Annotated in this window: 23 protein-coding genes and 1 tRNA gene; 11 read left to right on the top strand and 13 right to left on the bottom strand. The window is 51.2% G+C overall.

What is annotated here, in order from left to right:
- The first annotated feature begins 57 nt into the window (after positions 1–57).
- The 4 genes from lpxO (at position 58) to BN2591_RS13795 (ending at position 3,079) form a co-directional block, all read left to right on the top strand.
- Positions 58–966, top strand: coding sequence for a lipid A hydroxylase LpxO (lpxO, locus tag BN2591_RS13810; protein ID WP_086872374.1), 909 nt, complete (start codon positions 58–60; stop codon positions 964–966).
- A 506-nt stretch (positions 967–1,472) separates the two neighbouring features.
- Positions 1,473–1,567, top strand: a tRNA-Sec gene (locus BN2591_RS13805).
- Between the two features lie 198 nt (positions 1,568–1,765).
- Entirely contained in the window at positions 1,766–2,230 is a 465-nt protein-coding gene (locus tag BN2591_RS13800) for an Hcp family type VI secretion system effector (protein ID WP_086872372.1), read from the top strand.
- Positions 2,231–2,245: 15 nt separating this feature from the next.
- Positions 2,246–3,079 carry a DUF4225 domain-containing protein gene (locus tag BN2591_RS13795; RefSeq protein WP_086872370.1) on the top strand — a complete coding sequence of 278 codons (834 nt, stop codon included), beginning with the start codon at positions 2,246–2,248 and terminating at the stop codon, positions 3,077–3,079.
- On the opposite strand, the gene BN2591_RS13790 is transcribed toward BN2591_RS13795, so the two are convergent.
- The 3 genes from BN2591_RS13790 to BN2591_RS13785 all read right to left on the bottom strand — a co-directional run bounded on the left by BN2591_RS13790 (position 3,076) and on the right by BN2591_RS13785 (position 4,993).
- Positions 3,076–3,438: a hypothetical protein gene (locus tag BN2591_RS13790; RefSeq protein ID WP_086872368.1), complete on the bottom strand. Its 363-nt coding sequence runs from the start codon at positions 3,436–3,438 to the stop codon at positions 3,076–3,078. The genes BN2591_RS13795 and BN2591_RS13790 overlap by 4 nt on opposite strands.
- A gap of 479 nt (positions 3,439–3,917) precedes the next feature.
- Positions 3,918–4,493: a hypothetical protein gene (locus BN2591_RS24280; protein WP_143468250.1), complete on the bottom strand. Its 576-nt coding sequence runs from the start codon at positions 4,491–4,493 to the stop codon at positions 3,918–3,920.
- Between the two features lie 308 nt (positions 4,494–4,801).
- Positions 4,802–4,993 carry a toxin-antitoxin system HicB family antitoxin gene (locus BN2591_RS13785; protein WP_086872366.1) on the bottom strand — a complete coding sequence of 64 codons (192 nt, stop codon included), beginning with the start codon at positions 4,991–4,993 and terminating at the stop codon, positions 4,802–4,804.
- 133 nt (positions 4,994–5,126) lie between these two features.
- On the opposite strand from BN2591_RS13785, the gene BN2591_RS13780 reads away from it, so the two are divergent.
- On the top strand, positions 5,127–5,435 hold the full coding sequence (locus tag BN2591_RS13780) for a SymE family type I addiction module toxin (protein ID WP_086872364.1): 309 nt from the start codon (positions 5,127–5,129) through the stop codon (positions 5,433–5,435).
- 274 nt (positions 5,436–5,709) lie between these two features.
- A complete protein-coding gene (locus BN2591_RS13775) occupies positions 5,710–5,991 on the top strand; it encodes a hypothetical protein (RefSeq protein ID WP_065369673.1) in 282 nt (93 codons plus the stop codon).
- A 48-nt stretch (positions 5,992–6,039) separates the two neighbouring features.
- On the opposite strand, the gene BN2591_RS13770 is transcribed toward BN2591_RS13775, so the two are convergent.
- Positions 6,040–7,143 (bottom strand): alkene reductase, encoded by a 1,104-nt coding sequence (locus tag BN2591_RS13770; protein WP_086872361.1) that lies wholly within the window; start codon positions 7,141–7,143, stop codon positions 6,040–6,042.
- A 114-nt stretch (positions 7,144–7,257) separates the two neighbouring features.
- Positions 7,258–7,932, bottom strand: a complete 675-nt coding sequence (locus BN2591_RS13765; RefSeq protein WP_086872359.1) for a helix-turn-helix transcriptional regulator — start codon at positions 7,930–7,932, stop codon at positions 7,258–7,260.
- Between the two features lie 864 nt (positions 7,933–8,796).
- Here BN2591_RS13765 and BN2591_RS13760 point away from each other — a divergent pair.
- Positions 8,797–9,867 (top strand): AbrB family transcriptional regulator, encoded by a 1,071-nt coding sequence (locus BN2591_RS13760; RefSeq protein WP_086872356.1) that lies wholly within the window; start codon positions 8,797–8,799, stop codon positions 9,865–9,867.
- Here the strand turns inward: BN2591_RS13760 and vapC are convergent.
- The 4 genes from vapC to BN2591_RS13740 form a co-directional block, all read right to left on the bottom strand.
- Positions 9,864–10,268 (bottom strand): type II toxin-antitoxin system tRNA(fMet)-specific endonuclease VapC, encoded by a 405-nt coding sequence (gene vapC / locus BN2591_RS13755; RefSeq protein WP_086872353.1) that lies wholly within the window; start codon positions 10,266–10,268, stop codon positions 9,864–9,866. The genes BN2591_RS13760 and vapC overlap by 4 nt on opposite strands.
- A complete protein-coding gene (gene vapB / locus BN2591_RS13750; RefSeq protein WP_162494953.1) occupies positions 10,268–10,510 on the bottom strand; it encodes a type II toxin-antitoxin system VapB family antitoxin in 243 nt (80 codons plus the stop codon). The genes vapC and vapB overlap by 1 nt, the downstream gene beginning before the upstream one ends.
- Positions 10,511–10,620: 110 nt before the next feature.
- A complete protein-coding gene (locus BN2591_RS13745) occupies positions 10,621–11,502 on the bottom strand; it encodes a dihydrodipicolinate synthase family protein (RefSeq protein WP_086872347.1) in 882 nt (293 codons plus the stop codon).
- A gap of 10 nt (positions 11,503–11,512) precedes the next feature.
- Positions 11,513–12,205 carry a B3/B4 domain-containing protein gene (locus tag BN2591_RS13740; RefSeq protein WP_086872344.1) on the bottom strand — a complete coding sequence of 231 codons (693 nt, stop codon included), beginning with the start codon at positions 12,203–12,205 and terminating at the stop codon, positions 11,513–11,515.
- A gap of 45 nt (positions 12,206–12,250) precedes the next feature.
- Here BN2591_RS13740 and BN2591_RS13735 point away from each other — a divergent pair, with 45 nt between their 5' ends.
- The 3 genes from BN2591_RS13735 (at position 12,251) to BN2591_RS13725 (ending at position 14,745) form a co-directional block, all read left to right on the top strand.
- Positions 12,251–12,853, top strand: a complete 603-nt coding sequence (locus BN2591_RS13735; RefSeq protein ID WP_086872342.1) for a helix-turn-helix domain-containing protein — start codon at positions 12,251–12,253, stop codon at positions 12,851–12,853.
- A gap of 110 nt (positions 12,854–12,963) precedes the next feature.
- Positions 12,964–14,127 (top strand): multidrug effflux MFS transporter, encoded by a 1,164-nt coding sequence (locus tag BN2591_RS13730; protein ID WP_086872340.1) that lies wholly within the window; start codon positions 12,964–12,966, stop codon positions 14,125–14,127.
- A 222-nt stretch (positions 14,128–14,349) separates the two neighbouring features.
- Entirely contained in the window at positions 14,350–14,745 is a 396-nt protein-coding gene (locus BN2591_RS13725) for a (R)-mandelonitrile lyase (RefSeq protein ID WP_086872338.1), read from the top strand.
- A 106-nt stretch (positions 14,746–14,851) separates the two neighbouring features.
- Here BN2591_RS13725 and BN2591_RS13720 read toward each other — a convergent pair whose 3' ends face one another.
- From BN2591_RS13720 to BN2591_RS13710, 3 genes are all read right to left on the bottom strand, one after another.
- Positions 14,852–15,745: a WYL domain-containing protein gene (locus tag BN2591_RS13720; protein ID WP_086872335.1), complete on the bottom strand. Its 894-nt coding sequence runs from the start codon at positions 15,743–15,745 to the stop codon at positions 14,852–14,854.
- A 494-nt stretch (positions 15,746–16,239) separates the two neighbouring features.
- Entirely contained in the window at positions 16,240–17,193 is a 954-nt protein-coding gene (locus BN2591_RS13715; protein ID WP_086872333.1) for an aldo/keto reductase, read from the bottom strand.
- 78 nt (positions 17,194–17,271) lie between these two features.
- The gene (locus tag BN2591_RS13710) at positions 17,272–18,207 is read right to left on the bottom strand and encodes a LysR family transcriptional regulator (RefSeq protein ID WP_086872330.1); all 936 of its coding nucleotides are present in this window, start codon (positions 18,205–18,207) and stop codon (positions 17,272–17,274) included.
- A 203-nt stretch (positions 18,208–18,410) separates the two neighbouring features.
- Between BN2591_RS13710 and nfsB the strand changes: the two genes are divergently transcribed.
- Positions 18,411–19,064 carry an oxygen-insensitive NAD(P)H nitroreductase gene (gene nfsB, locus BN2591_RS13705; RefSeq protein WP_086872328.1) on the top strand — a complete coding sequence of 218 codons (654 nt, stop codon included), beginning with the start codon at positions 18,411–18,413 and terminating at the stop codon, positions 19,062–19,064.
- A 77-nt stretch (positions 19,065–19,141) separates the two neighbouring features.
- On the opposite strand, the gene BN2591_RS13700 is transcribed toward nfsB, so the two are convergent.
- Positions 19,142–20,335, bottom strand: coding sequence for a zinc-dependent alcohol dehydrogenase (locus tag BN2591_RS13700; RefSeq protein WP_086872326.1), 1,194 nt, complete (start codon positions 20,333–20,335; stop codon positions 19,142–19,144).
- Positions 20,336–20,563: the final 228 nt, after the last annotated feature.

Below are 20,563 nucleotides of genomic sequence, written 5' to 3'. Positions count from 1 at the left end.
AAGGCGCTAAAACGGTGATCTACGCTTTTTCTGAATTTTTCAGGAAGGAAAGTCACGATGGTTGCCGTTATTATTCTCGCCATTTTTGTTATCAGCGTGATCTATGCGCATTCCCGTGGCATAGAGAAGCAGAAACTTTCACGCCAGTTGTTTGATCATTCAACGTTTATGGCGCCTATCAATATGTTTATGACCGGCTTTTCGCGCCTGCCGCCGAAACAGCCGTTTTTTGACAACGCGACTTTTCCGGAACTGCAGGAAATTACGGCTAACTGGCAGATTATTCGTGAAGAGGCGCTGCGTTTGCAGGATCACATTAAAGCGGCGCAGGCGAATAATGACGCGGGCTTTAACACCTTTTTTAAACGCGGCTGGAAACGCTTCTACCTGAAATGGTACAGCGACGCGCACCCTTCGGCGCAACCCCTTTGCCCGGTCACCACCAGGCTGGTGAATCAGATCCCCTCGATTAAGGCGGCAATGTTTGCCGAACTGCCGCCGGGCGCGTATTTGGGAAAACATCGCGATCCTTATGCGGGCTCTGTGCGGTATCACCTTGGGTTAGCAACGCCAAATGATGACCGCTGTTTTATTGAAGTAGACCGCCAGCGTCATAGCTGGCGAGACGGCGAAGCGGTGATCTTTGATGAAACCTACGTTCACTGGGCAGAAAATAAAACCGACCAGACGCGCATTATTCTGTTTTGCGATATCGAGCGCCCCATGAAATGGCGCTGGGCGCAGGCGGTAAATCACTGGATTGGCTCAACGGTAATGTCCGCCGCCAGTTCGCCAAATGACGAAGGCGACCGCACCGGTGCGATCAATCGCATCTTCAAATATGTTTATGCCCTTCGCGAAGGCGGCCAGCGGCTGAAAAAACGCAGCCGCAAGCTCTACTATGCGGTGAAATATCTCGCTATTGCGGCAATTTTCGCCGCCATTATTGTCCCAAGCCTGCTATAACAAAGCCCCTATCCGCACCGCTAAGCGGGGAGTCACGGGAAAGCACGGCGTAATAGTTTTTCGCCGATGCGCCTCCCTTTCGCAGACAGATTGCGCGGCTTCCAGTACATCCAGATTAGGCAAGTACAGCGTTCGGTTGCGGCGCGCTTTTACCGCCTTAAAACAGCGTAGCGGGCAAGAAATACGCCCTGGCCAGCTTTTCTTACTGGACTGTCCATTTTGTTTCCTATGCGTCTGCAAAATGTTCAGAAAGCCCTTTTCAGAGAGGGTGACTGATTGAATTTCAGTCAGCTCATGCGAATTTTCGGTGTTTAGCGAACCTTTCTCCTTATGTATCACAGCACTTCCTTTGCGGCATAAAATCGCTAAGCCTTGGAAACGATGAGGATTTATCTTAAACAGCCGTTTGCGGCGGGAGCACAATGAGAAAATTTATGGCGAGGGTATGTGGTAAATGCCTGAAAGTAGCTATAATGCGCCCCGCCTCCATGTAGCAATGCAGGCGCGGAAGATCGTCATCTCCGGTGAGGTGGCTGGACTTCAAATCCAGTTGGGGCCGCCAGCGGTCCCGGGCAGGTTCGACTCCTGTGATCTTCCGCCAGTTTGCCTCCCCTGAATTCCCCCATTGGACTGACCCCCGGTAGACGATCCTGCCCTATAGTTTGGACTGATCCCACCCAATACAGACTGTGTTAGAGGTCGCTTTACGAGGTATTACTACAACAAAGAAGCAGCTACTATCTCACTTCTCTGCAACATATTAAGATAAAGGCTGAAATAACCATAAGGTAGATACTAGATGAACAATATTTTCTTGAGAATTGATGGAATTAACGGTGAATCAAAAGATGCTCAGCATCCAGGATGGACTGATGTGAACTCCTATTCTTGGGGTTCAAAAAGAAATAACGGTGCCCCCGGAGGAACGGGGAAAGTGAATTACCATAATCTGAGTGTACATTGCCAAGTAGATAAGACGACTGCAGGTGCTCTATTATACTCCTCAAATGGTAACAGGATCAGAACTGTTGAGTTGTCAGCCTGTAAAGCAGGCGGTGGGCAAATGGAGTATTACAGAATTACACTAGAGAATGTCATTCTTGTAGAAGTTCTACTGAGTGATCATGGTGTTACAACTGACGTTGAATACGAGTTTGAAGCAGAAAAAGTGAAATTTCAGTACTGGGAACAAGGTGGAATGGGAGGAAAAGGCGCAGAGACACGCATGGGTTGGGATATAAAGAACTCAACATCTTACTTCTGATATGCAGAGGCTAACATGGGTACTAGTGCATATTCTCACCTTAGATATGATCTTAATAATTACATAGTTGAATTACAACGTGTGGCTACTATTGCTGCCTCTTTTATAATAAAAGATTCAATAATTCGTAATGAATATTTACGTGATATTGATGCGAGTGTTAGAGATTATCAGTCCCGTTTTGATGCGGAGATGAATCCGCAAAAAAAGATGGAGATAATCGAAGAGCTAAAAGCAGAACTGAAACTCACGCAAAGAGAGTATCAGATGCTAAGGATGAAAGACCGAGTAATCTATGCTGTTACAGATGTGTTCGAAGAACATGGAGTACTGAAATATGCAAAGATCGCTGGTGGCGTGGTTGGTGGTGGACTTGAAGCATGGGGCGGATATCGATTAACCAAACTAGGTAAATCTCTCAACCTTAAAGCTATGCGTGGAGTAGGTTTAATGTTAGTAGCCCACGGTACAAATAACGTCTACGAATCGGTTTCTCCCCTAATATATGAACATAATGAAGCAGGGGTATTACGCAAAATTTACCGAGAAGCGGCAAAAATAGCAGGGTTTGATGATGATGCGGGGGACTTAGCTTATAGTGGTGTTGAGCTTTCATTGACATTATATGCCGCAATCAGAACCCCGGTACTTAGCCAAAACCCAAACAGACTTGTCCTTAAATATCTGGGTGAACAGCCTGGAACCGGAAAATTATTCCGACATGTGAGTAATGATTTTATATCTAAATGGGCTAGTAAAAACGCTGCAATGAAACTATATTTTACCGGGAGCACTGTATATAAATTTAAAGCCGAGTTTATTGATGGTGGCTATAAATTCGACGATTAAAACCACAACTTTACAGCCAATATCATGAGCTTGATTTGGCAGGCTATCGTGCGATCCTCCTCTCTGGCGGAGGAACGTACGTCCAGTAAAGCAAAAAAGAGCATACCGGCAGGCATGTACAGATAAGACCAATTACCAAACATAGCCGCAGCAAGGGTAAACAAGAAAATCGCAAGAATATAATATCTGGTCATGATAATTGACTTTCTCGCCTCTTCCTTTATCAGTGCTGGAAGCGTCAGTTCGGCGGTAAGGTTAGGATGATAAGTTGCTTTTAATTGTCCGAACTGGCGCTTGAACCCTAAAAGCTCTTGTTTACTAAACCCGGCATTTGCAACCTTTGCTTTGTAATCTGACATTATCTGTTCCTATAGCATATCTATACCTTGATATTTTACGATAAAAAGCCTTCAAAAGGATCAGAGTTCTGCTTAAAGTGTTAAAAACGTTGACGTGTGCCTCAGCATAGTAAGCTCTATCTTAGCCCCTTCTCTCTTCTTGTGCCTGTTAAAAAGCATCAATCTCTCCACTCACGATTTAACTTCTAAGCCGCTGCTTAGAATTCGTAAACAGTGAACACTAAGCTGTGCACTCTTCATCAACTCATAACCTGCTATCCCATTGATTAAAAATCATAAAATGGCAAGATGTATAGTGTGAACAGTTAAATTCAAAAACTTTTTCTTATAGCAACGCTTGATGAAAAAATAAACATCGTTATAAACATGTATAGAAATGTGTATAACATGAATAACGATAAAAATATAAAATCAATAAAATCAAATAGTTATGAATAAATGGTGACTCCTGTGATCTTCCGCCAAAAGTTAGAGATGGGCTATAAATAAGGTGTTTGTCTATTGATTGAAACGATTTCGCCATCAATGAAAGTAAAAATACTGAGACCTTCAAAACAATCGAAAATTTCTGATAAATATCCCTCCATTGGACCGATATTACTTTCGAAATAATCACCACATCGCAATTCTTGTTTCTTCCTGACACTAATATAATTTATATTATCAATATAAATACCAATGACTTTAGGTTTGATAACGATACATTCGTTATACGGATCTGAAAATGCATATATTTCTTCTAAAATTTCTTGCGAGAGTGGCTTCGCGAATGAATTTATTTCTCCATTATTATCAGAAGTTCCAGCATCTGTTGCACAAACGCCATGAATATTAGGTAAAGCAGGTTCAATTATTACACCAATGCTACCAGGCAGACTCATCGTATGACCAGGCCAGACAATACAACATGATAATGGATTTGAAGTGGGTGATTCGATCACATTTTTAAGATCATCGGGGAATGGCTGATTCCTTGACATACTTGCAAGATTTGAAAAATGAACGATTAACGCCTTTTTTGCCTTTAGCGCTTCAGCAAATTCTTTATTATCCATGGCATACCTCAACATACATTAATATAGTAATTAAGTTTAATACATGAAATTGAAATAATCATATCACAGCTAATTTAATCAACGTGTAACAATAAAAGCCCATTAATGGCTCAAGTTTTCTTCCAAAGTTAAATATCAAAACCGCCTAACAAAATTAAAAGACTAGATTTTTAATTGTTTTGCCGATTATAAAATAATAAAGTCTTTTCATTAATACAAAGGGCTTTACTCAAAAATTAGTTTGAACCGCATCAAATACAGGATAAAAGCAAAACAACAAAGATAATAATATTTGGATATCGAAGATATTACCCTTTTGGCTCTATCCCCTTAGCCCGCAAAGCCTCCCTCGCCAGTTCCTTTAACCAACTGGCGAGGCTTACCCCTTCTTCTGCCGCCACGGCATCAAGCTGTTCTTTCAACGCTGGATCTATGCGCATTTTAAACTGCGGTGACTGGCCGCCACCTTTCGGTTTTTTCTCGCGGGATATGATTGACATGGGGCCACCTATTTAACTATTCTCACCTTTATAGGAGGCCACCTAAAAGGATTCCTTCCTATCTAAACAACGCCCCGATGTGCAGGAACACAACCGGAGCGTCTAACCATCCCCAACTATCAAGGAGTTGATAATGGCTGATCCGCATTCTACCTCAGACTTCACCATCGCCGGAACCGAGCACAACGTAATTGTGCGATATCGCCCGAATCAGGGCGACGCGAGCACGCCGAGTATTACGCTTTCCGGCAAGTGGTTGCGCGATGCCGGGTTTAATACCGGGCAACATATTCTGGTGAAAGTGATGCAGGGCTGCATCGTGCTGGTGAAATACAGTGATAAAGAGGAGTGGCTGGCGACGGCGCTTGATAAAACGCGCAAGCAGCTCAGGGAAGTGAAAGGGGTGGTGAAAAACGCCTGGCTGCAATCACGGTCAGAGTGAATCCCGACGCGTTTGCCGCATCTCAAACAGAGCCTGCAACAGGCTCTGTTTGCTGGCACTGACGGAAATAAATCCAGATGGTTTCCTGCTCAGGTATAGACAGAAAAAGCGATAAAAAACACAGCACCCGCAAACGTCGTGGTCAGGTATAACGACGGCATCAGCTACACATCATCACCTGAGAAAACGCGTAAAAAGTCGTTCGTTTCCCTCTCTTCATCGCCACTATTAAGGCGTAAAATAAGCGCCCCGATATTCCGACAGACAACAACCGATGAAGCGCTTCCTTTTTATTCTTTCCACCGCCTTTATTTTCAACACCAGTTTTGCCGCCGCCCCGCTGCCGAAAGACGTTCAGGATTTTCGTAATCTTGCCGAAGAGTGCGAGCATTTCGCCGGCGAACAGGATTCGGATCTTGACGAGCAGCGCCAGAAAGAGCTGGATGCCAGCCTGCAAGCCACCTGTGGCAAAGCAGTGGTACAGCTCAAAACGCTGCGGGAAAAATATAAGAATGACGCGGCATTAATGAAAGTGATTAATGCCTACGATTTCTGACAGCGGTTTGCGGCACGCAAAAACGGGGGTATTTGCCCCCGTTCGTTATTACGCTTTCTGCAATGGATAATCCAGGTAGCCTTCTGCGCCGCCGCCGAAGAATTTCTCCCTGATCGGTTCATTGAGCGGCAGGTTATGTTGCAGGCGGTACGGCAAATCCGGGTTAGCGATAAACGGTCGGCCAAAACCAATCAGATCCGCCCAGCCTTTTGCCAGCGCTTCTTCGGCGCGCTCCGGCGTGTATTTGCCAGAGTAGATCAGCGTGCCGTGAAAAATAATACGCAGCGCCTCTTTAAAAGCCGCAGGCATCACCGGCGCGTCGTCCCAGTCCGCTTCAGCGATGTGAATGTAAGCAATGCCGATCTCATTCAGTACGCTGGCCGCCGCGAGATACGTGGCTTCCGGCGTATCGTCGCGCGAACCCATCAGCGTAGTCAGCGGTGCCAGACGAATGCCGACACGCTCTTTACCAATCGCCGCCGAAACGGCTTCGACCACCTCTTTCATAAAGCGCAGACGGTTTTGCAACGAACCGCCGTATTCGTCGTCACGCAGGTTCGATTGCGAATCAATAAACTGGTTAATCAGGTAGCCGTTAGCGCCGTGCAGTTCAATACCATCAAAACCGGCGGCCATCGCGTTACGCGCCGCTTGCGCGTAATCGTTAACAATGGCGGGGATTTCTTCCACCGTTAATGCGCGCGGCATCGAGTGCTGAACCATATCACCGACGCCATTTTCCGGTCCGCGCCCTTCCACATCGACAAACACTTTTACGCCTTCGGCCTGAATCGCCGACGAGGAAACCGGTGCCGCATTACCCGGCTGCAAAACGGTGTGGGACACGCGCCCCACATGCCACAACTGGTCAAAGATTTTACCGCCTGCGCGATGCACCGCATCGGTCACTTTTTTCCAGCCCGCAATTTGCGCGTCGCTGTAAATACCCGGCGTCCAGGCGTAGCCCTGACCCTGCTGGCTGATTTGCGTGCCTTCGCTGATAATCAGCCCGGCACTGGCGCGTTGGGCGTAGTAATCCGCCATCATATCGGTTGCCACATCGCCAGCTCCGGCGCGGGAGCGGGTCATCGGTGGCATAACAATACGGTTAGTCAATGCGAGCGTATTCAGGGAATAGTTATCGAATAACATGATGGCTTATCCTTTCTTGATTCGGTCACTGTGGCTGCGGTTAGCAACCCGATACGAAGCAGGATAAGCGCACAAGAATTTTGAATAAACAGCAATAAAAGCAATAAACTATTGCTATATGGTTAATAAAGAACGCTGACCAGTCCGCAGCGCGGGTATATGAGAAAAGCTGCCAGAATAAAGAGACGAAACCACAGGTTCTGAAACGTGGTTATTCCCGCGTCTAATCATCTTTAGCTCATTCGTCCCGACGCGGGGAAGAAATATCGCATCTGCCATGACTTTTCCTTCGGAGCAGCAAAAACAGTCGTTCCAGTTATTATAAATATGGATAAGTTCCGCCATACTGTTTAAACCCAGTTTACGCAGTATCGCGTTTTTATAATTACTGACGATCTTTTTATCAATGCCGAGCGATTGCGAAATGGTGTCGCTGGACTGGTACTCAAGAAACCGCAGCATAATTTTATACTCCGTCGCGCTAAAATGGACTTCGCGAAAGGAATATATATCCTCATGACCCTTGAGGAAATTAAGTATCTTTCTGATCTCGTGCCGTAGCAAAGATACAGATGAAGATTTATCGATTGAAATAAATCGAGTGCAAATAAATGAATTAAACCCTTTTTCTTCACTTAAAATATAAAGCAATGAATTCATACTAAAAAACAATATCTTTCCATCACCGCGATCAAAGGCAACCAGTGTATGCGTTGCATGCGGGTTAATGGCTTTAAGCAGCTTATCCATGCCCATGACAAAATAGCTATCCTGAGAGATGATATACATATCCAACCTCCGGGAAATATTATTTGCCAGCGAATTTTAGCGAAAGCGAAATTATGCTTCCGTTTAATTTGGAATGTTATATCGCGTTTGGCAACGAGATACCATTATTAACCTGGAAAATAATTAAAATGAAAAATGCTACCGCCCCTGGCTTTCGCCAAAAAAAGATGAAACGAACACCCCAGTAGCAGCCACAAAATCCATAAAGATAGCCATTTAATCCATAACAGAAATCATGGGTGCCTGAGTTCAATTTCGCTTAGGAAAGAACGAAGTTTTAGGAAGCAATGGCCCAAAAGTATTATTTTTAACTTAAATAAAAATACAGCACTAAAAATTGATGTAATCATCAATAAGAAAAAACATTAAAAAATTAATAAGTTAACACTTCTAAAATAACAACAGTGACACAGAGTAATAAAAAATTAGTCACTGCGGTTACATAACGCAAGGAAGCTAACAAGAGATTAGGAATTTTCATAAATATCAAAACCTATAGCTAGAATAGCCTATACCAATCAATTTATTACGAAAGCAGAAAATAGTTGAATTAGAAAAAATATATTCTCTTGAATAAATACTCTCCGCTAATAAACCGCTCCGTTCCAACGCGAGCTAAATCGACTGGTGGCGCAGGGTTAATCAATGGCAGACAACTGCGAATACGCGGCCGGCAAATTCCGCCGGGAAGCGAGTAAGGTCTGTTAAACCCGGTTGCCGTGAGGAACAGCACATTTGCAGGGAGGGTGAAGAACACTTACATTCAAAGACCCAACCTTGCTTTTCAACATGTTATTTTTCGGGAAGCGCTATGCCGTTGATTGATTTTACCGCCGCTTCGGTAGCGTGCAGGGAGTGCCGCTAATGGCGACACATGTCCCCTGGTTTCGCAACTGGTTACAGCTTATCGTCCTTTCATTGCTCTTCGTTGCTGTGATGGAATTGATCCATCTGCCCGCAGCGCTTCTGTTGGGTCCGATGTTTTCCGGCATTCTTCTCGCCATCTTCAACCGGCCAGTTACCGTCAGTAAAAAATCCTTCGCCGCCGCGCAAGCGGTGGTCGGCGCGATGATTGCGCATGCGATCCCGCCGTCAGTGTTTGGCCGCATCGCCGCCGACTGGCCGCTTTTTATCAGCTGTATTTTCTCCGTTATTTTCGCCAGCGCCATTCTTGGCTGGATCATGGCGAAATTGCAGGTTTTCCCCGGTTCAACAGCGATTTGGGGATCGTCGCCAGGTGCGGCGGCGGCGATGACGATTATGGCCGAGAGCTTTGGCGCGGATGTCCGCCTGGTGGCGTTTATGCAGTATCTGCGGGTGATGATCGTGGCGCTGGTCGCGGTGCTGGTGACCCGCATATGGATGGGAACGGAGAGCGCGGATCATGCGGTCGCCACTTTCACCTTATTTAGCCCGGTGCGCTGGCTGCCATTTGCCGGGACATTACTGGTGATTGCCGCAGGTTATCTGATTGCCCGCTGCGTCAAAATCCCCTCCGGCCCAATGCTGATAACGTTAGCGCTGGGGATAATGGTTGAAGATACCGGTTTGCTGACGCTGGAGTTGCCGCCATGGCTGCTGGCGCTCTCCTACGCGATGATTGGCTGGAGTATCGGCTTGCGTTTTACACGCGAAATTGTCTGCTACGCCGCCCGCGCACTGCCGCGCGTGCTGCTGTCGGTGCTGACGCTCGTCGCGGTGTGCTGCGGTTTTGCCTGGCTACTGGTGCAGTTCGCCGGAATCGACCCGCTTACCGCCTACCTTGCCACCAGCCCCGGCGGCGCGGATACGGTGGCGATTATCGCCTCGTCAAGCCATGTGGATATCTCGTTTGTGATGGCGATGCAGACCGGGCGGTTTATCCTGGTGCTGATAACCGGCCCGGCAATCTCACGGTTTGTGGCGAAACGGCTGGGGGCGCAATCATCAGGTTAATGCGAGGTCCAGTCCTGCAAGCGCAAGCCAGGTATACGAGCAAACTCGCGAGTGTTATTGCTGACAAGTACCAGTCCCAGTGAGCGAGCATGTGCGCCAATCATGGCATCATATGGCCCTACTGGCGTACCTGCTCTGGCTAACTCCGCACGCAACTGGCCTGTATGAACAGCAGCATCGACACCATATGGCAGCACTTCCAGGCGTGCTGTAAACCCTTCCACAACCCGCAAATTTTTTTCGGGGATGGCCGATTTCTCGGCACCATAAATCAGCTCCATCAAGGTGACAGAGCTGATACACATCTGCCCGCTGTGCTGATTAAAAGCCTGCCTGACGATTTCAGGTTTGTTCTTGATAGTGAAAATGCAAATATTCGTATCCAGCATAAATTTGAGCATCAAAAGTCTTCCCTGTCTTGCTCCTCTGGCTGCTCCCGTGCAGCCATAAAATCTGGTGACGCACTTTCACCATCAAACCAGCTATCCCAGGCCTCCCCGGAGGGGGTAATGATGCGTGTTCTTCCTACGGCAATGATATCAACATGTTTCACGTCCTCCGGCAGCGCAACTGCCTTTGGCAAACGCACGGCCTGACTCCGGTTGCTTTTGAAAACTGTCGTTTTTTCCACACGCGCCTCCATTGGTGAAATTTCACACTGAATGACAGCATAATTTATCAATGGGATATGTCAATGGGATATACAAAATACCTCATGCAACGGAGCAAAACGGAACGTTCAACGAGTAAGCGTCAGACTAACCGCAGTTGCTCAATCACTTCCGCCACCTGGCGGCGCGCATCGCCGGTGAGCGTCCGCAATGGCGCAGGCAGGGACGATGCGCCCGCTAAACCCAGCAGTTCTGCCGCAGTGGCCATTACCCGCAAGCTGCCGCCGTAACGTTTAAAGATGTCCCACAACGGTTGCAATGCGTCAGAGTGGGCGCGCGCCTGTGCAAAATCACCGGCCTGCGCCGCGCGGGAAATCGCCAGCGCCGCTTGCGGGAACAGGCCGCCCAGCACTGAATACCAGACGCCGCATCCGGCGCTAAGACCGTCAACCGCGACGGCATCGCCGCTAATACCCAGCGTGATGCTCTGTGGGATTAGCGGGCGCAGGCGCGCAGCCCGCTCGGGTGCGGAAATCGGTGGAATTTTGATTGAGCCGATATTGGGCAACTGCGCAATACGAAGCAGCAGCTCGTCGCTAAAGGTAAAATGGGTGGTGCCGGGGTTATCGTACACGCAGAGCGGCACGGAGAGTTCGCGCGTCACAGCGGCAAACAGGCTGAACACTTCGTCTTCGGTCAACGCGTGGTAGGAAACGGGTGCCAGCAGCACGGCGCTAACGCCCGCTTTCTGCGCATCTTCCGCCAGCCACAGCACATCGCGCGTGCGCAAGGCGCCAATTCCTGCAATCACCGGAACCGCGCCGGAATGTTCCGTCGCCAGGCGCAGCGCATTGGCTCGCTCGGTGCGGCTGAAATAGGGGTAGCACCCCGTCGAACCCAGTGCGCCAATCGAATCGACGCCGGCGACACGCAGCCGTTCAATCAACTTCACGTAAGCCGCTTCATCCAGCCGTTCATCGCGCAGCGGCGACAGCGGAAATGCGCTCAATCCTGTGAAATCCATTCTTCCCCCTTCAGAGATCAAATCCGAGCATGGTTTTTTCAACACGACAGCCCGGCATCATACGTTGCAATCCGGCGATCAGTTCGTCGCCTGCCTCACATAATGCGTCCAGCGGCATTTCCGGCAGGCTTTCGAGGATAAACCACATCTGGCTGTCGGCAGCGCTCAGGCGGGTGCGCACACCCTGGCGCCAGTTCCAGCGGCGGCACGTTACGCCTGTGTCATCGCGCCAGATAACTTCCCCCGGCTCCGGCGACTCGTGCGCCAGCTCGCCCTCTTTCATCATGTCGAACAGCTCAGTACCGTCAGCAAGCGTCAGACGCGGCGCGCCGTGATAGGCGGCAATGTTCTCACCACCCACCGGAATAGCGTAGCGCAGGCTGATGGCATTATAGAGATCCACCACCGGGTCAATTGCAGGTACCACGCCGTCGCGCTGCACACGTTTTCGCAGCGCCTGCGCCGAACAGGGCGTACGTTTTGGCTTCGCGCCGAAGCGCTTAAACACCTCATCCCATGCCGCCAGATGCGCGTCCGACCAGGTCGGGTCGCCCGCCGCGACACATTCACACGCACTCGCCAGTGCCGCTTCGCCCACGTGCGGGTTCAGTAGCGGTGCGGCATCAACATACACGCTAAGCGCGCGAAAACCAGGGGCGATGGCGGCAAGACGGGCATCGATTGACGGCTGAACGGAAAGCATCGGATAATCCTTTTTAGTGACCATTTTATTGCACAGTATCGACCGATGACCAAAAAAGTCAATAAACCGACCGACTCCGGCGCAGATGTGCATCGCGTCAGTGAAGCGGTGGCAACGCGTATTAAAGCGTTTCGTAAACAACAAAAACTCTCGCTGGATGAGCTTTCCCGCCGCGCGGGCGTCAGCAAAGGCATGCTGGTAGAGATCGAAAAATGTCTCGCCAATCCGAGCATCGCCCTGCTGTGTAAAATCGCCGCCGCGATGGGGGTTTCCGTCGCAGATATTGTCGATGTCGCCAGTAAACCGACCGCGCATCTGATAGAAAAAGAAGACATTCCCACATTGTGGCAGGGCGAAAATGGTGGCACTGCGCGGTTGCTGGCAGGCACCAGCGGGCCGGATATGCTGGAGATGTGGCGCTGGGAGATGTTCCCCGGCGAACGGTTCGCCTCGCCAGGACACCCTTCCGGCACCATGGAACTGCTGCACGTTGAGCACGGTACGCTGCACATTCAGGTGGGGCAAACGGCGCTCGTTGTGGGTGAAGGCTGTTCCGCCGTGGCGCAAACCGACACCGCGCACCACTACGCCAATGAAAGCAGCCAACCGGTTATTTTCACCATGACGGTAAGCGAGCGCCACTCATGAATCTGGCTCATAACGTCATTATGATTTAATGGCGTTATCATTTGTGCCGCACTGATTAAGATACCGTTCCGCCTTTGTCGGCGTTCCCTTCGTGACTTAATCAGGATTTTATGAACAACAAGCTCCACGGGCCGCTATTTCTCGCGATCCTCAGCGCGCTGATGGCCTTTACCTCCCTGTCGACGGACATTTACCTGCCCGCAATGCCCCTGATGGCAAAAGAGCTCCAGGGCGATATCGAACTGACCATCACCGGGTTTTTGGTCGGCTTCGCGCTGGCGCAGCTGGTGTGGGGGCCAATCAGCGACGCGATCGGCCGCCGCATTCCGCTGTTTATCGGTATGCTGTTGTTTATCATAGGTTCTGCCGGGTGCGCGCTCTCCACTGAAATCCATCAGATGGTGTTCTGGCGCGTGTTTCAGGCTTTCGGTGCCTGCACCGGCCCGATGCTGGCGCGGGCGATGATCCGCGATCTGTTTGCCCGCACCCGCGCGGCGCAAATGCTCTCCACATTAACCATCATTATGGCGATTGCGCCGATCGTTGGGCCGCTGGCGGGCGGACAAATTATTCAAATCACCAGCTGGCATGCCATTTTTTGGCTGCTGGCAGGGATTGGCGCGCTGATGTTTCTTTCTCTCTATTTCCTGCCGGAAACCTTACCCACCGAAAAGCGCACCCAAGCCTCGCTGCCGGGCGCGTTTCGAAACTACTTCGCACTGCTGCGTAACCGCGCGTTTATGCGTTACACGCTGTGTGTGACCTTTTTCTACGTCTCCGCCTATGCCTTTATTACCGGTTCGCCGTTTGTTTACATCCGCTATTACGGCATTGATCCGCAATATTACGGCTGGCTGTTTGCCATCAATATTGTCGGCTTAATGGGAGTGAGCTTTCTGAACCGGCGGCTGGTGCAGCGCCATCCGCTGGATAAGTTACTGAAAATTGCCGTCACGATTGCTGCGCTGGCAACGGTGACCCTGGCGCTGGCGGTGAAGTTGCAGTTCGGCGGTATTGCTGCGGTGATCATTCCGGTGTTCCTGTTTTTTTCTATGAACGGCATTATCGCTGCCACCTCAACCGCCGCCGCGCTCGACGCCGTACCCGCTATCGCCGGTTCCGCCTCGGCGCTGATTGGCTCGCTGCAATATGGCAGCGGTATTATCTCGTCGCTGCTACTGACGTGGTTTCGCGACGGAACGCCTTGGGCGATGGCGTGGATCATGGCGCTGTTTACCCTTGCGAGTGCCGTAATGGTGCTACGCCGCCATTAATGAGTGTTACGCATAAGATCATGCCGATTTACCACCATAGTGCCGGTAATCGGTGAGGATTATGATCGCCCTGTCACTTTTTCAGACGAAGTGGATAAGGGCGCAGAAAACCGGGTTAATGACCGGCGTCAGTCGCGGTTCTGATCGCGAACGGGCGCTGCCTGCAATAATTTCTCGCCTGCCAGCTACGCTTTAAAACGTATCCAAATACGGGAGAGCAGTATGAAAATCATCCGCAGTGCATCGGTTCCCTCTGCGCAAGGGCCGCAGGACTATTTCACCGGCCGCGTACGTATCGACGCGCCCTTTAAAGCCGACGAACCCGCACGCGTTGGCGGCGCGACGGTCACGTTTGAACCCGGCGCAAGAACCGCGTGGCACACCCATCCGCTGGGCCAAACGCTGATTATTACCCACGGTAAAGGGTGGATTCAGTGCGAAGGTGAAGCCGTTCAGGAGATGAACCAGGGCGATATTGTCTGGATCCCGGAAAACGTGAAGCACTGGCACGGCGCAACAGCCACAAACGCAATGACCCACATCGCTATTGCCGAATCACTGAACGGCAGCCCGGTTACCTGGCTTGAGCATGTTACCGACGAGCAGTATCACGGCTAATCACCCGAACACCCGCCGCTTAATGGCGTATTCGCCGCGTGACCCGGTATTACTGGCCAAACAGTGTCAGTTTCCCGACCAGTAAGTAAGCGTGATAAGCGCGGCGCTATCTCTGCGCCACGCCGTGGGCGTAGCGCAGGTGCAGATCCTGCTCGAACTGTTCACGCAGCGACGCCGGAGAAAGAATGCCAATATCCGGCAACCAGTAGCGCAACCAGCGAAACAGCGTGTGCGGATCGGTGATGGCGGTGGCAAGCGTTAAGCTGCCGTCATCATGCTGTTCAACAATGCGTTGTGCCGGAAACAGCGCCCGACGGGTAACATACTCGGCGGCGTGCGCTGAGACGCGCAGCAGCGCTTCGACCCGCGAGCCAAAGCGGATACCGACGCTGTTCTCCAGCTCCTCCAGCACCTCTGCGTGGGGTGCAAAATGACGCGTCGTACTTTTCAGGTTTTCGATTCTCGCCACTTCAAACGCTTTCAGTCGCCCATTTTCCACCGCCGCCAGATACCAGAGGCCGTACTGATTAATCAGCCGGTAGGGCTGCGCACACCGGGGTTTATCGCGATAGTGGTATTCCACTTCACAATGTCCGGTAATGGCGTGATTAAGCTGGTTAAGCAGATCTTCGATTTGCCGGTTCTCCCGGCTAGTGGGCGCGTGAAACGTAATATTGTTGCGGTGCTGCATACTGTTACGCAGTGATTGACCATCATTGCGCGGAAAAAGGTGCGCCACGCCGGTAAAATCGGCGAACTCTGCCAAATGGCCGTTATGTAAAGCAGGAAGAAGATGGACGCTGAGCTTATACCGCCCCGGCGAAACCTGATCGAGAATATGCCCAAGCCGGGCCAGATCGCGATAAGCCGTACGTTCAGTGATACCGAATTTTTCGCACAACCACGCTTTATCGATGATCTTTCCCTGATACAACGCCGCGAAGATCTCGCACAGCCGCTCAATCAACGGGTCGTGTTTTCTGTCGTGACTTTCCTTCATTGTGACGGGTTCCGGAATACAAAGTCTCAGAGGACGTTAACGGTTACGGCCTGACCCTCGCGCCACGGCCCTGCTTTCAGATAAAACCTTGTTTTTTCATAGTGGTTAACGGCAGGAATGCGAAAAACTAAAATGAAATTTCCGCCCAAAGCGCAACAATTACACAACGCCATGATTTCGCTCAGGGAAAGGTAAATGATCGTGCTGACAGGGCGTGTCATTCGGGGATTTTTTGTGCGTTACCATCGTGCTCATGGCGAAAGGTATACGCGAGACAGACGACGGTTCGATGAGCAAAGGAAGGGGCAGGGTGTAAACCCGGCGTGCAAAAAAGCGCAAAACCCGCGCCGCCAAAAAGAGGGCAGATAAGTCGCGTCACCTTTCTGCTTCGCATTGTTTTAAAGCGGGCAGGGAAATCTGGAGTGGTGCGCAGTGATAGCTCAATTGCGCACAAGATTATGCAGCCCGGCAGCAGGCGCCGCCGGGCGAGGGCATCAGGCACCCGCTTTATTCAGCGCGGCGATTTCATCGGTGGAGAGGTTTAACGACACGGCAGTGACAAAGCTGTCGATATGCGCCAGTTTGGTGGCGCTGGCAATCGGCGCGGTCACGCCCGGTTGCTGAATCAGCCACGCGAGCGCCACTTCGGCGGGTTTCACCTGGTGGTTTGCCGCGACATTCTCCAGCGCCTCAACAATGGCGAAACCGCGCGGGTTAAGATATTTGGCAATGCCCTGTCCGCGCTGGCTTTGGCTCAAATCTTTTTCGCTGCGGTATTTGCCGGACAAGAAACCGGACGCGAGGCTGTAATAGGTCACCACGCCAATGTTTTCCCGTATCGTTAAATCCTGCAACGCGCCTTCAAAACTGGAACGGTCATAAAGATTGTATTCCGGTTGCAGCACCTGGTAGCGCGGCAGGCCGTTGGCATCTGCCACTTTTAGCGATTCGCTCAGTTGCTCAGCATTCAGGTTAGATGCGCCAATGGCGCGGATTTTCCCGGCTTTCAGCAGTTTTTCATACGCGTCGAGCGTTTCGTCATAGGCCGTTTCACTATCCGGCCAGTGAGAAAAGTAGAGATCGATATAGTCCGTTTTCAGGCGGCGAAGCGAATCTTCCACCGCCTGGGCAATCCAGCGCGCCGAAAGCCCTTTTTTACCCGCTTCGCCCATATCCGCGCCGACTTTGGTAAAGAGCGTGACTTTGTCGCGCGCGGCAGGATGCGCCGCCAGCCAGTTGCCAATAATGGTTTCCGATTCGCCGCCTTGATTGCCCGCAGCCCAGCGCGAGTAAACATCGGCGGTGTCGATAGCGGTAAAACCTCGCTCCAGCAGCGCATCCAGCAAGCTGAAGCTCTGTTTTTCATCAACCGTCCAGCCAAAAACGTTGCCGCCGAAAACCAGTGTCGGGATCTGTAACCCTGTTGTGCCCAGTGAACGTAAAGCCATGTGCTTAACCTCCGTAAGAGTGCGTAATGTTCTACGCAAAGAGGTTAATCCTGGCGCGCCGTGGCGTACATTTTTTGGTCATCCGTGCGGTTTAAAGGCCGGGTGAGTATGTAATAGCGCGGTGATTGGCCGCAGATGATCACGCAGCACGCTATGCAGATGGCGAATTGCCGGAGAAAACTGCTTGCGATGCGGGCAAATCAGGTTCAGCGGCGTGGCTTCACCGGGGTGCTGCGGCAACAACACTTCCAGCCGCCCTGCCAGCACATCGGCGCTGATATCGATCCACGATTTGTAAATAACGCCCATGCCTTCCAGCGCCCAGCGGCGGGCAACATCGGCGTCGTCGCACAGCATCCGGCTTTTGACGATCAACTGGCGGCGCATGCCGTTTTCCGGAAAGCTCCATTTGTCATACACCTGGCTGTTCATGGTGAAGAGTAAACAGTGGTGATTGACCACATCATCCAGCGTTTGCGGGCATCCGTGTTTCGCCAGATACGCCGGTGCCGCCGCCAGCACCCGGCGGTTATCTTCGGCGATCGGCAAAGCGACATAGCTGTTGTTATCCAGCACGCCGTAACGAATGGCGATATCCACCGGATCGCGAAAGACATCGCTGATTTGATCGGAAAGCGACAGCCGCAGCGACACGTTGGGGTGCTGCTCGCAAAAGCGCGTAATCAGCGGCAGCAGAACATTACGGCCAATATCGGAAGGCACCGCCACGCGCAGTTCCCCCTGAATCTCTTTATCGCCGCTGTGCAAACTCTCCGCACCAGCGGCGACGACCGCCAGCATCTCCTGCGCGAAAGGGAGATATTTTTCCCCTTCGGCGGTAAGACGCAAACTGCGCGTTGAACGGACAAACAGGCGCTTATCCAGATCGCGCTCCAGCCGGTTTACCGCCGCGCTCACCTGGCCTGGCAACAGCCCGGCTTCGCGCGCGGCGTTTGAAAAACTTCCCAGTAGCGCTGAACGGACGAACAGCGTGACATCTTCCAGCCGAATCATGGTTTCTCCGCAAGATTACTCACAGGCGAGTGGCTTCTCTGTTTTGCCAGAAAACATCGCCCTGGCAAACTCTATTTTCACTCGCCGAGTGAAAGTGCTGCCTTTTTACACCGATTTATCTTGTGCCGCTTTGTGTTTATTCTCGTCACACTCTACGGGACGGTCCGCCCCGAATTTTTCATCTATTGCGCAGGAGAACGACAATGACACTTGATGATGCTGTAATTGCCCGCCATACCGTGAAAGCCTTTGAACCCGGCAAAACGCTGCCGCAGGACAAAATCGACACATTGCTCAATGTGCTGCAAAACAGCCCCTCTTCCGTGAACTCACAACCGTGGCACTTTGTTGTCGCCTCCACGCCGGAAGGCCGCGCGGCAATGGCGAAATCCGCCACCGCAGCGTTCGTCTATAACGAGCCGAAAATCGTCAATGCTTCTCACGTTATTGCCTTGTGCATACGCAGCGATCTTGATGAGCATCACCTGCAAAATGTGCTGGAACAAGAGCAGAAAGATGGTCGTTTTAAAGACGAAGCGGCAAAAGCGGGCCAGGATAAGGGCCGCCGTTCATACGTGGCTATGCACCGTTATGAGCAGCGCGATTTACCGCAGTGGATGGAAAAACAGGTTTATCTGGCGCTGGGCGGCCTGCTGCTGGGTGCGGCAATGCTGGGTATTGATGCCACGCCGATGGAAGGTTTCGACCAGCGCGAACTGGATCTCGCCCTCGGCCTGCGTGAAAAAGGGCTGACCAGCGTGGTGCTGGTGTCGCTCGGTGTGCGTAGCGAGAACGATTTCAACGCCGCGCTGCCAAAATCGCGCCTGCCGCGCGACGAGATTTTCACCTTTATCTAAGCACCTGCGCTACGGTCTGCCTCTCCCCGCCGGGAGAGGCATGGCACGTCTCACCAGTGTTCACGAAAAGCGACAGGTTAAATCGTCGCTTTTTCTGCATTCAGGCCCGGCACGAGGATCACTTTGCGGCAATCCTCTGCATGTTTATCAAAAATGTCATAGCCGCGCGCCGCCTCTTCCAGTGGCAGGTGGTGCGTGACGATCTCTTCCGGTTTCAAATGCCCGGACTCAATCAGCGGTAACAAATCCGGCAAATACGCATGCACATGCGTCTGACCCATTTTGAAGGTCAGCCCCTTGTCAAAGGCATCGCCAAACATGAAAGCGTGGATAAAACCGGCGTACACCCCAGGCACGCTGACAATTCCGCCGCGGCGCGTAGCGGCGATCGCTTGCCGGAGTACTTTCCCGCTACTGCCTTCGATTTTCAGCGTGCTGAGCACCGTTTCGGTGGTGCTGCCTTTGGCTTCAAATCCCACGGCATCGATCACGGCGTCCACGCCTCGGTGACCGGCGGTGTTTTCAATTATCCACGCCGCGGGGTCGTCATTTTTATCGAAGTTAATGGGGATTACGCCATAACGATCGCGGGCGAAAGCCAGCCGGTAATCGCTGTCATCAATCATAAAGATCTGCTCCGCTCCCTCCAGACGCGCGCAAGCCGCCGTAAGTAAACCGACCGGTCCGGCGCCATAAATTGCCACGCTGGCGCCGGGTTTCACTTCGGCGTTTTTTACCGCTTGCCAGGCCGTGGGCAGGATATCGGAGAGAAACAGCACTTTTTCATCGGTGAGGGTGTCCGGGACTTTAAACGGCCCGGTATTGGCTTTCGGCACGCGCACATATTCGGCCTGACCGCCGGGAATACCGCCGTACAAATCGCTGTAACCAAAGAGCGCCGCAGGTGGCGTGATGCCTTTGCGGTTCAGCGCCGCGCCTTTGCCGGAATTGGTTTGTTCACAGGCAGAGTACTGATGAAGTTTGCAGAAGAAACACTCCCCACAAGCAATGACAAACGGGATCACTACCCGGTCGCCTTTACTGACCGCATGAACACCCGTTCCGGTTTCCACCACTTCGCCCATAAATTCATGACCGAAAATATCCCCGTGATTAGTGCCTGGTATTTTTCCGTGATAAAGATGCAGGTCGGAGCCGCAAATCGCCGTTGCGGTAACGCGAAGAATAATATCGTCTGAAGATTCAATAATCGGGTCGGGGCGATTATCAACGCTAACTTTATGTGCGCCGTGATACGTCAGTGCTCTCATATATCCTGTTCCTTATAAGGTTCAGACAGAACTGATAAGCATAGAACAGACCAGAGCAGAGAAATAAAATAGGCAGTAATTCTTAATGTCAGCGAAACGGTTATTTTGGGTCACAAAAACATTGCCTGTGAAATTACCGTTTCGCTTGTTCAAAAAATAAAAAGTGAATTATTAGCAACAGCGGGAATATTATTCCCGGCGGGTTGCGTAACGCCCGCCAGAAATAAT

The organism is Kosakonia pseudosacchari (assembly GCF_900184035.1).
Taxonomy (GTDB): Bacteria; Pseudomonadota; Gammaproteobacteria; order Enterobacterales; family Enterobacteriaceae; genus Kosakonia; species Kosakonia pseudosacchari.
This window is presented reverse-complemented; position numbering and strand designations above follow the sequence as displayed.

Coding starts and splice junctions, on each gene's coding strand:
- BN2591_RS13780 (WP_086872364.1), top strand. CDS start 5,127: ATGGCTGATCCGCATTCTACCTCAGACTTCACCATCGCCGGAACCGAG.
- BN2591_RS13700 (WP_086872326.1), bottom strand. CDS start 20,335: ATGAGAGCACTGACGTATCACGGCGCACATAAAGTTAGCGTTGATAAT.
- vapC (WP_086872353.1), bottom strand. CDS start 10,268: ATGCTCAAATTTATGCTGGATACGAATATTTGCATTTTCACTATCAAG.
- BN2591_RS13740 (WP_086872344.1), bottom strand. CDS start 12,205: ATGCTTTCCGTTCAGCCGTCAATCGATGCCCGTCTTGCCGCCATCGCC.
- BN2591_RS13765 (WP_086872359.1), bottom strand. CDS start 7,932: ATGTATATCATCTCTCAGGATAGCTATTTTGTCATGGGCATGGATAAG.
- vapB (WP_162494953.1), bottom strand. CDS start 10,510: ATGGAGGCGCGTGTGGAAAAAACGACAGTTTTCAAAAGCAACCGGAGT.
- BN2591_RS13730 (WP_086872340.1), top strand. CDS start 12,964: ATGAACAACAAGCTCCACGGGCCGCTATTTCTCGCGATCCTCAGCGCG.
- BN2591_RS13710 (WP_086872330.1), bottom strand. CDS start 18,207: ATGATTCGGCTGGAAGATGTCACGCTGTTCGTCCGTTCAGCGCTACTG.
- BN2591_RS13785 (WP_086872366.1), bottom strand. CDS start 4,993: ATGTCAATCATATCCCGCGAGAAAAAACCGAAAGGTGGCGGCCAGTCA.
- BN2591_RS13775 (WP_065369673.1), top strand. CDS start 5,710: ATGAAGCGCTTCCTTTTTATTCTTTCCACCGCCTTTATTTTCAACACC.
- BN2591_RS13795 (WP_086872370.1), top strand. CDS start 2,246: ATGGGTACTAGTGCATATTCTCACCTTAGATATGATCTTAATAATTAC.
- BN2591_RS13725 (WP_086872338.1), top strand. CDS start 14,350: ATGAAAATCATCCGCAGTGCATCGGTTCCCTCTGCGCAAGGGCCGCAG.
- BN2591_RS13735 (WP_086872342.1), top strand. CDS start 12,251: ATGACCAAAAAAGTCAATAAACCGACCGACTCCGGCGCAGATGTGCAT.
- BN2591_RS24280 (WP_143468250.1), bottom strand. CDS start 4,493: ATGGATAATAAAGAATTTGCTGAAGCGCTAAAGGCAAAAAAGGCGTTA.
- nfsB (WP_086872328.1), top strand. CDS start 18,411: ATGACACTTGATGATGCTGTAATTGCCCGCCATACCGTGAAAGCCTTT.
- BN2591_RS13760 (WP_086872356.1), top strand. CDS start 8,797: ATGGCGACACATGTCCCCTGGTTTCGCAACTGGTTACAGCTTATCGTC.
- BN2591_RS13800 (WP_086872372.1), top strand. CDS start 1,766: ATGAACAATATTTTCTTGAGAATTGATGGAATTAACGGTGAATCAAAA.
- BN2591_RS13745 (WP_086872347.1), bottom strand. CDS start 11,502: ATGGATTTCACAGGATTGAGCGCATTTCCGCTGTCGCCGCTGCGCGAT.
- BN2591_RS13715 (WP_086872333.1), bottom strand. CDS start 17,193: ATGGCTTTACGTTCACTGGGCACAACAGGGTTACAGATCCCGACACTG.
- BN2591_RS13790 (WP_086872368.1), bottom strand. CDS start 3,438: ATGTCAGATTACAAAGCAAAGGTTGCAAATGCCGGGTTTAGTAAACAA.
- BN2591_RS13720 (WP_086872335.1), bottom strand. CDS start 15,745: ATGAAGGAAAGTCACGACAGAAAACACGACCCGTTGATTGAGCGGCTG.
- BN2591_RS13770 (WP_086872361.1), bottom strand. CDS start 7,143: ATGTTATTCGATAACTATTCCCTGAATACGCTCGCATTGACTAACCGT.
- lpxO (WP_086872374.1), top strand. CDS start 58: ATGGTTGCCGTTATTATTCTCGCCATTTTTGTTATCAGCGTGATCTAT.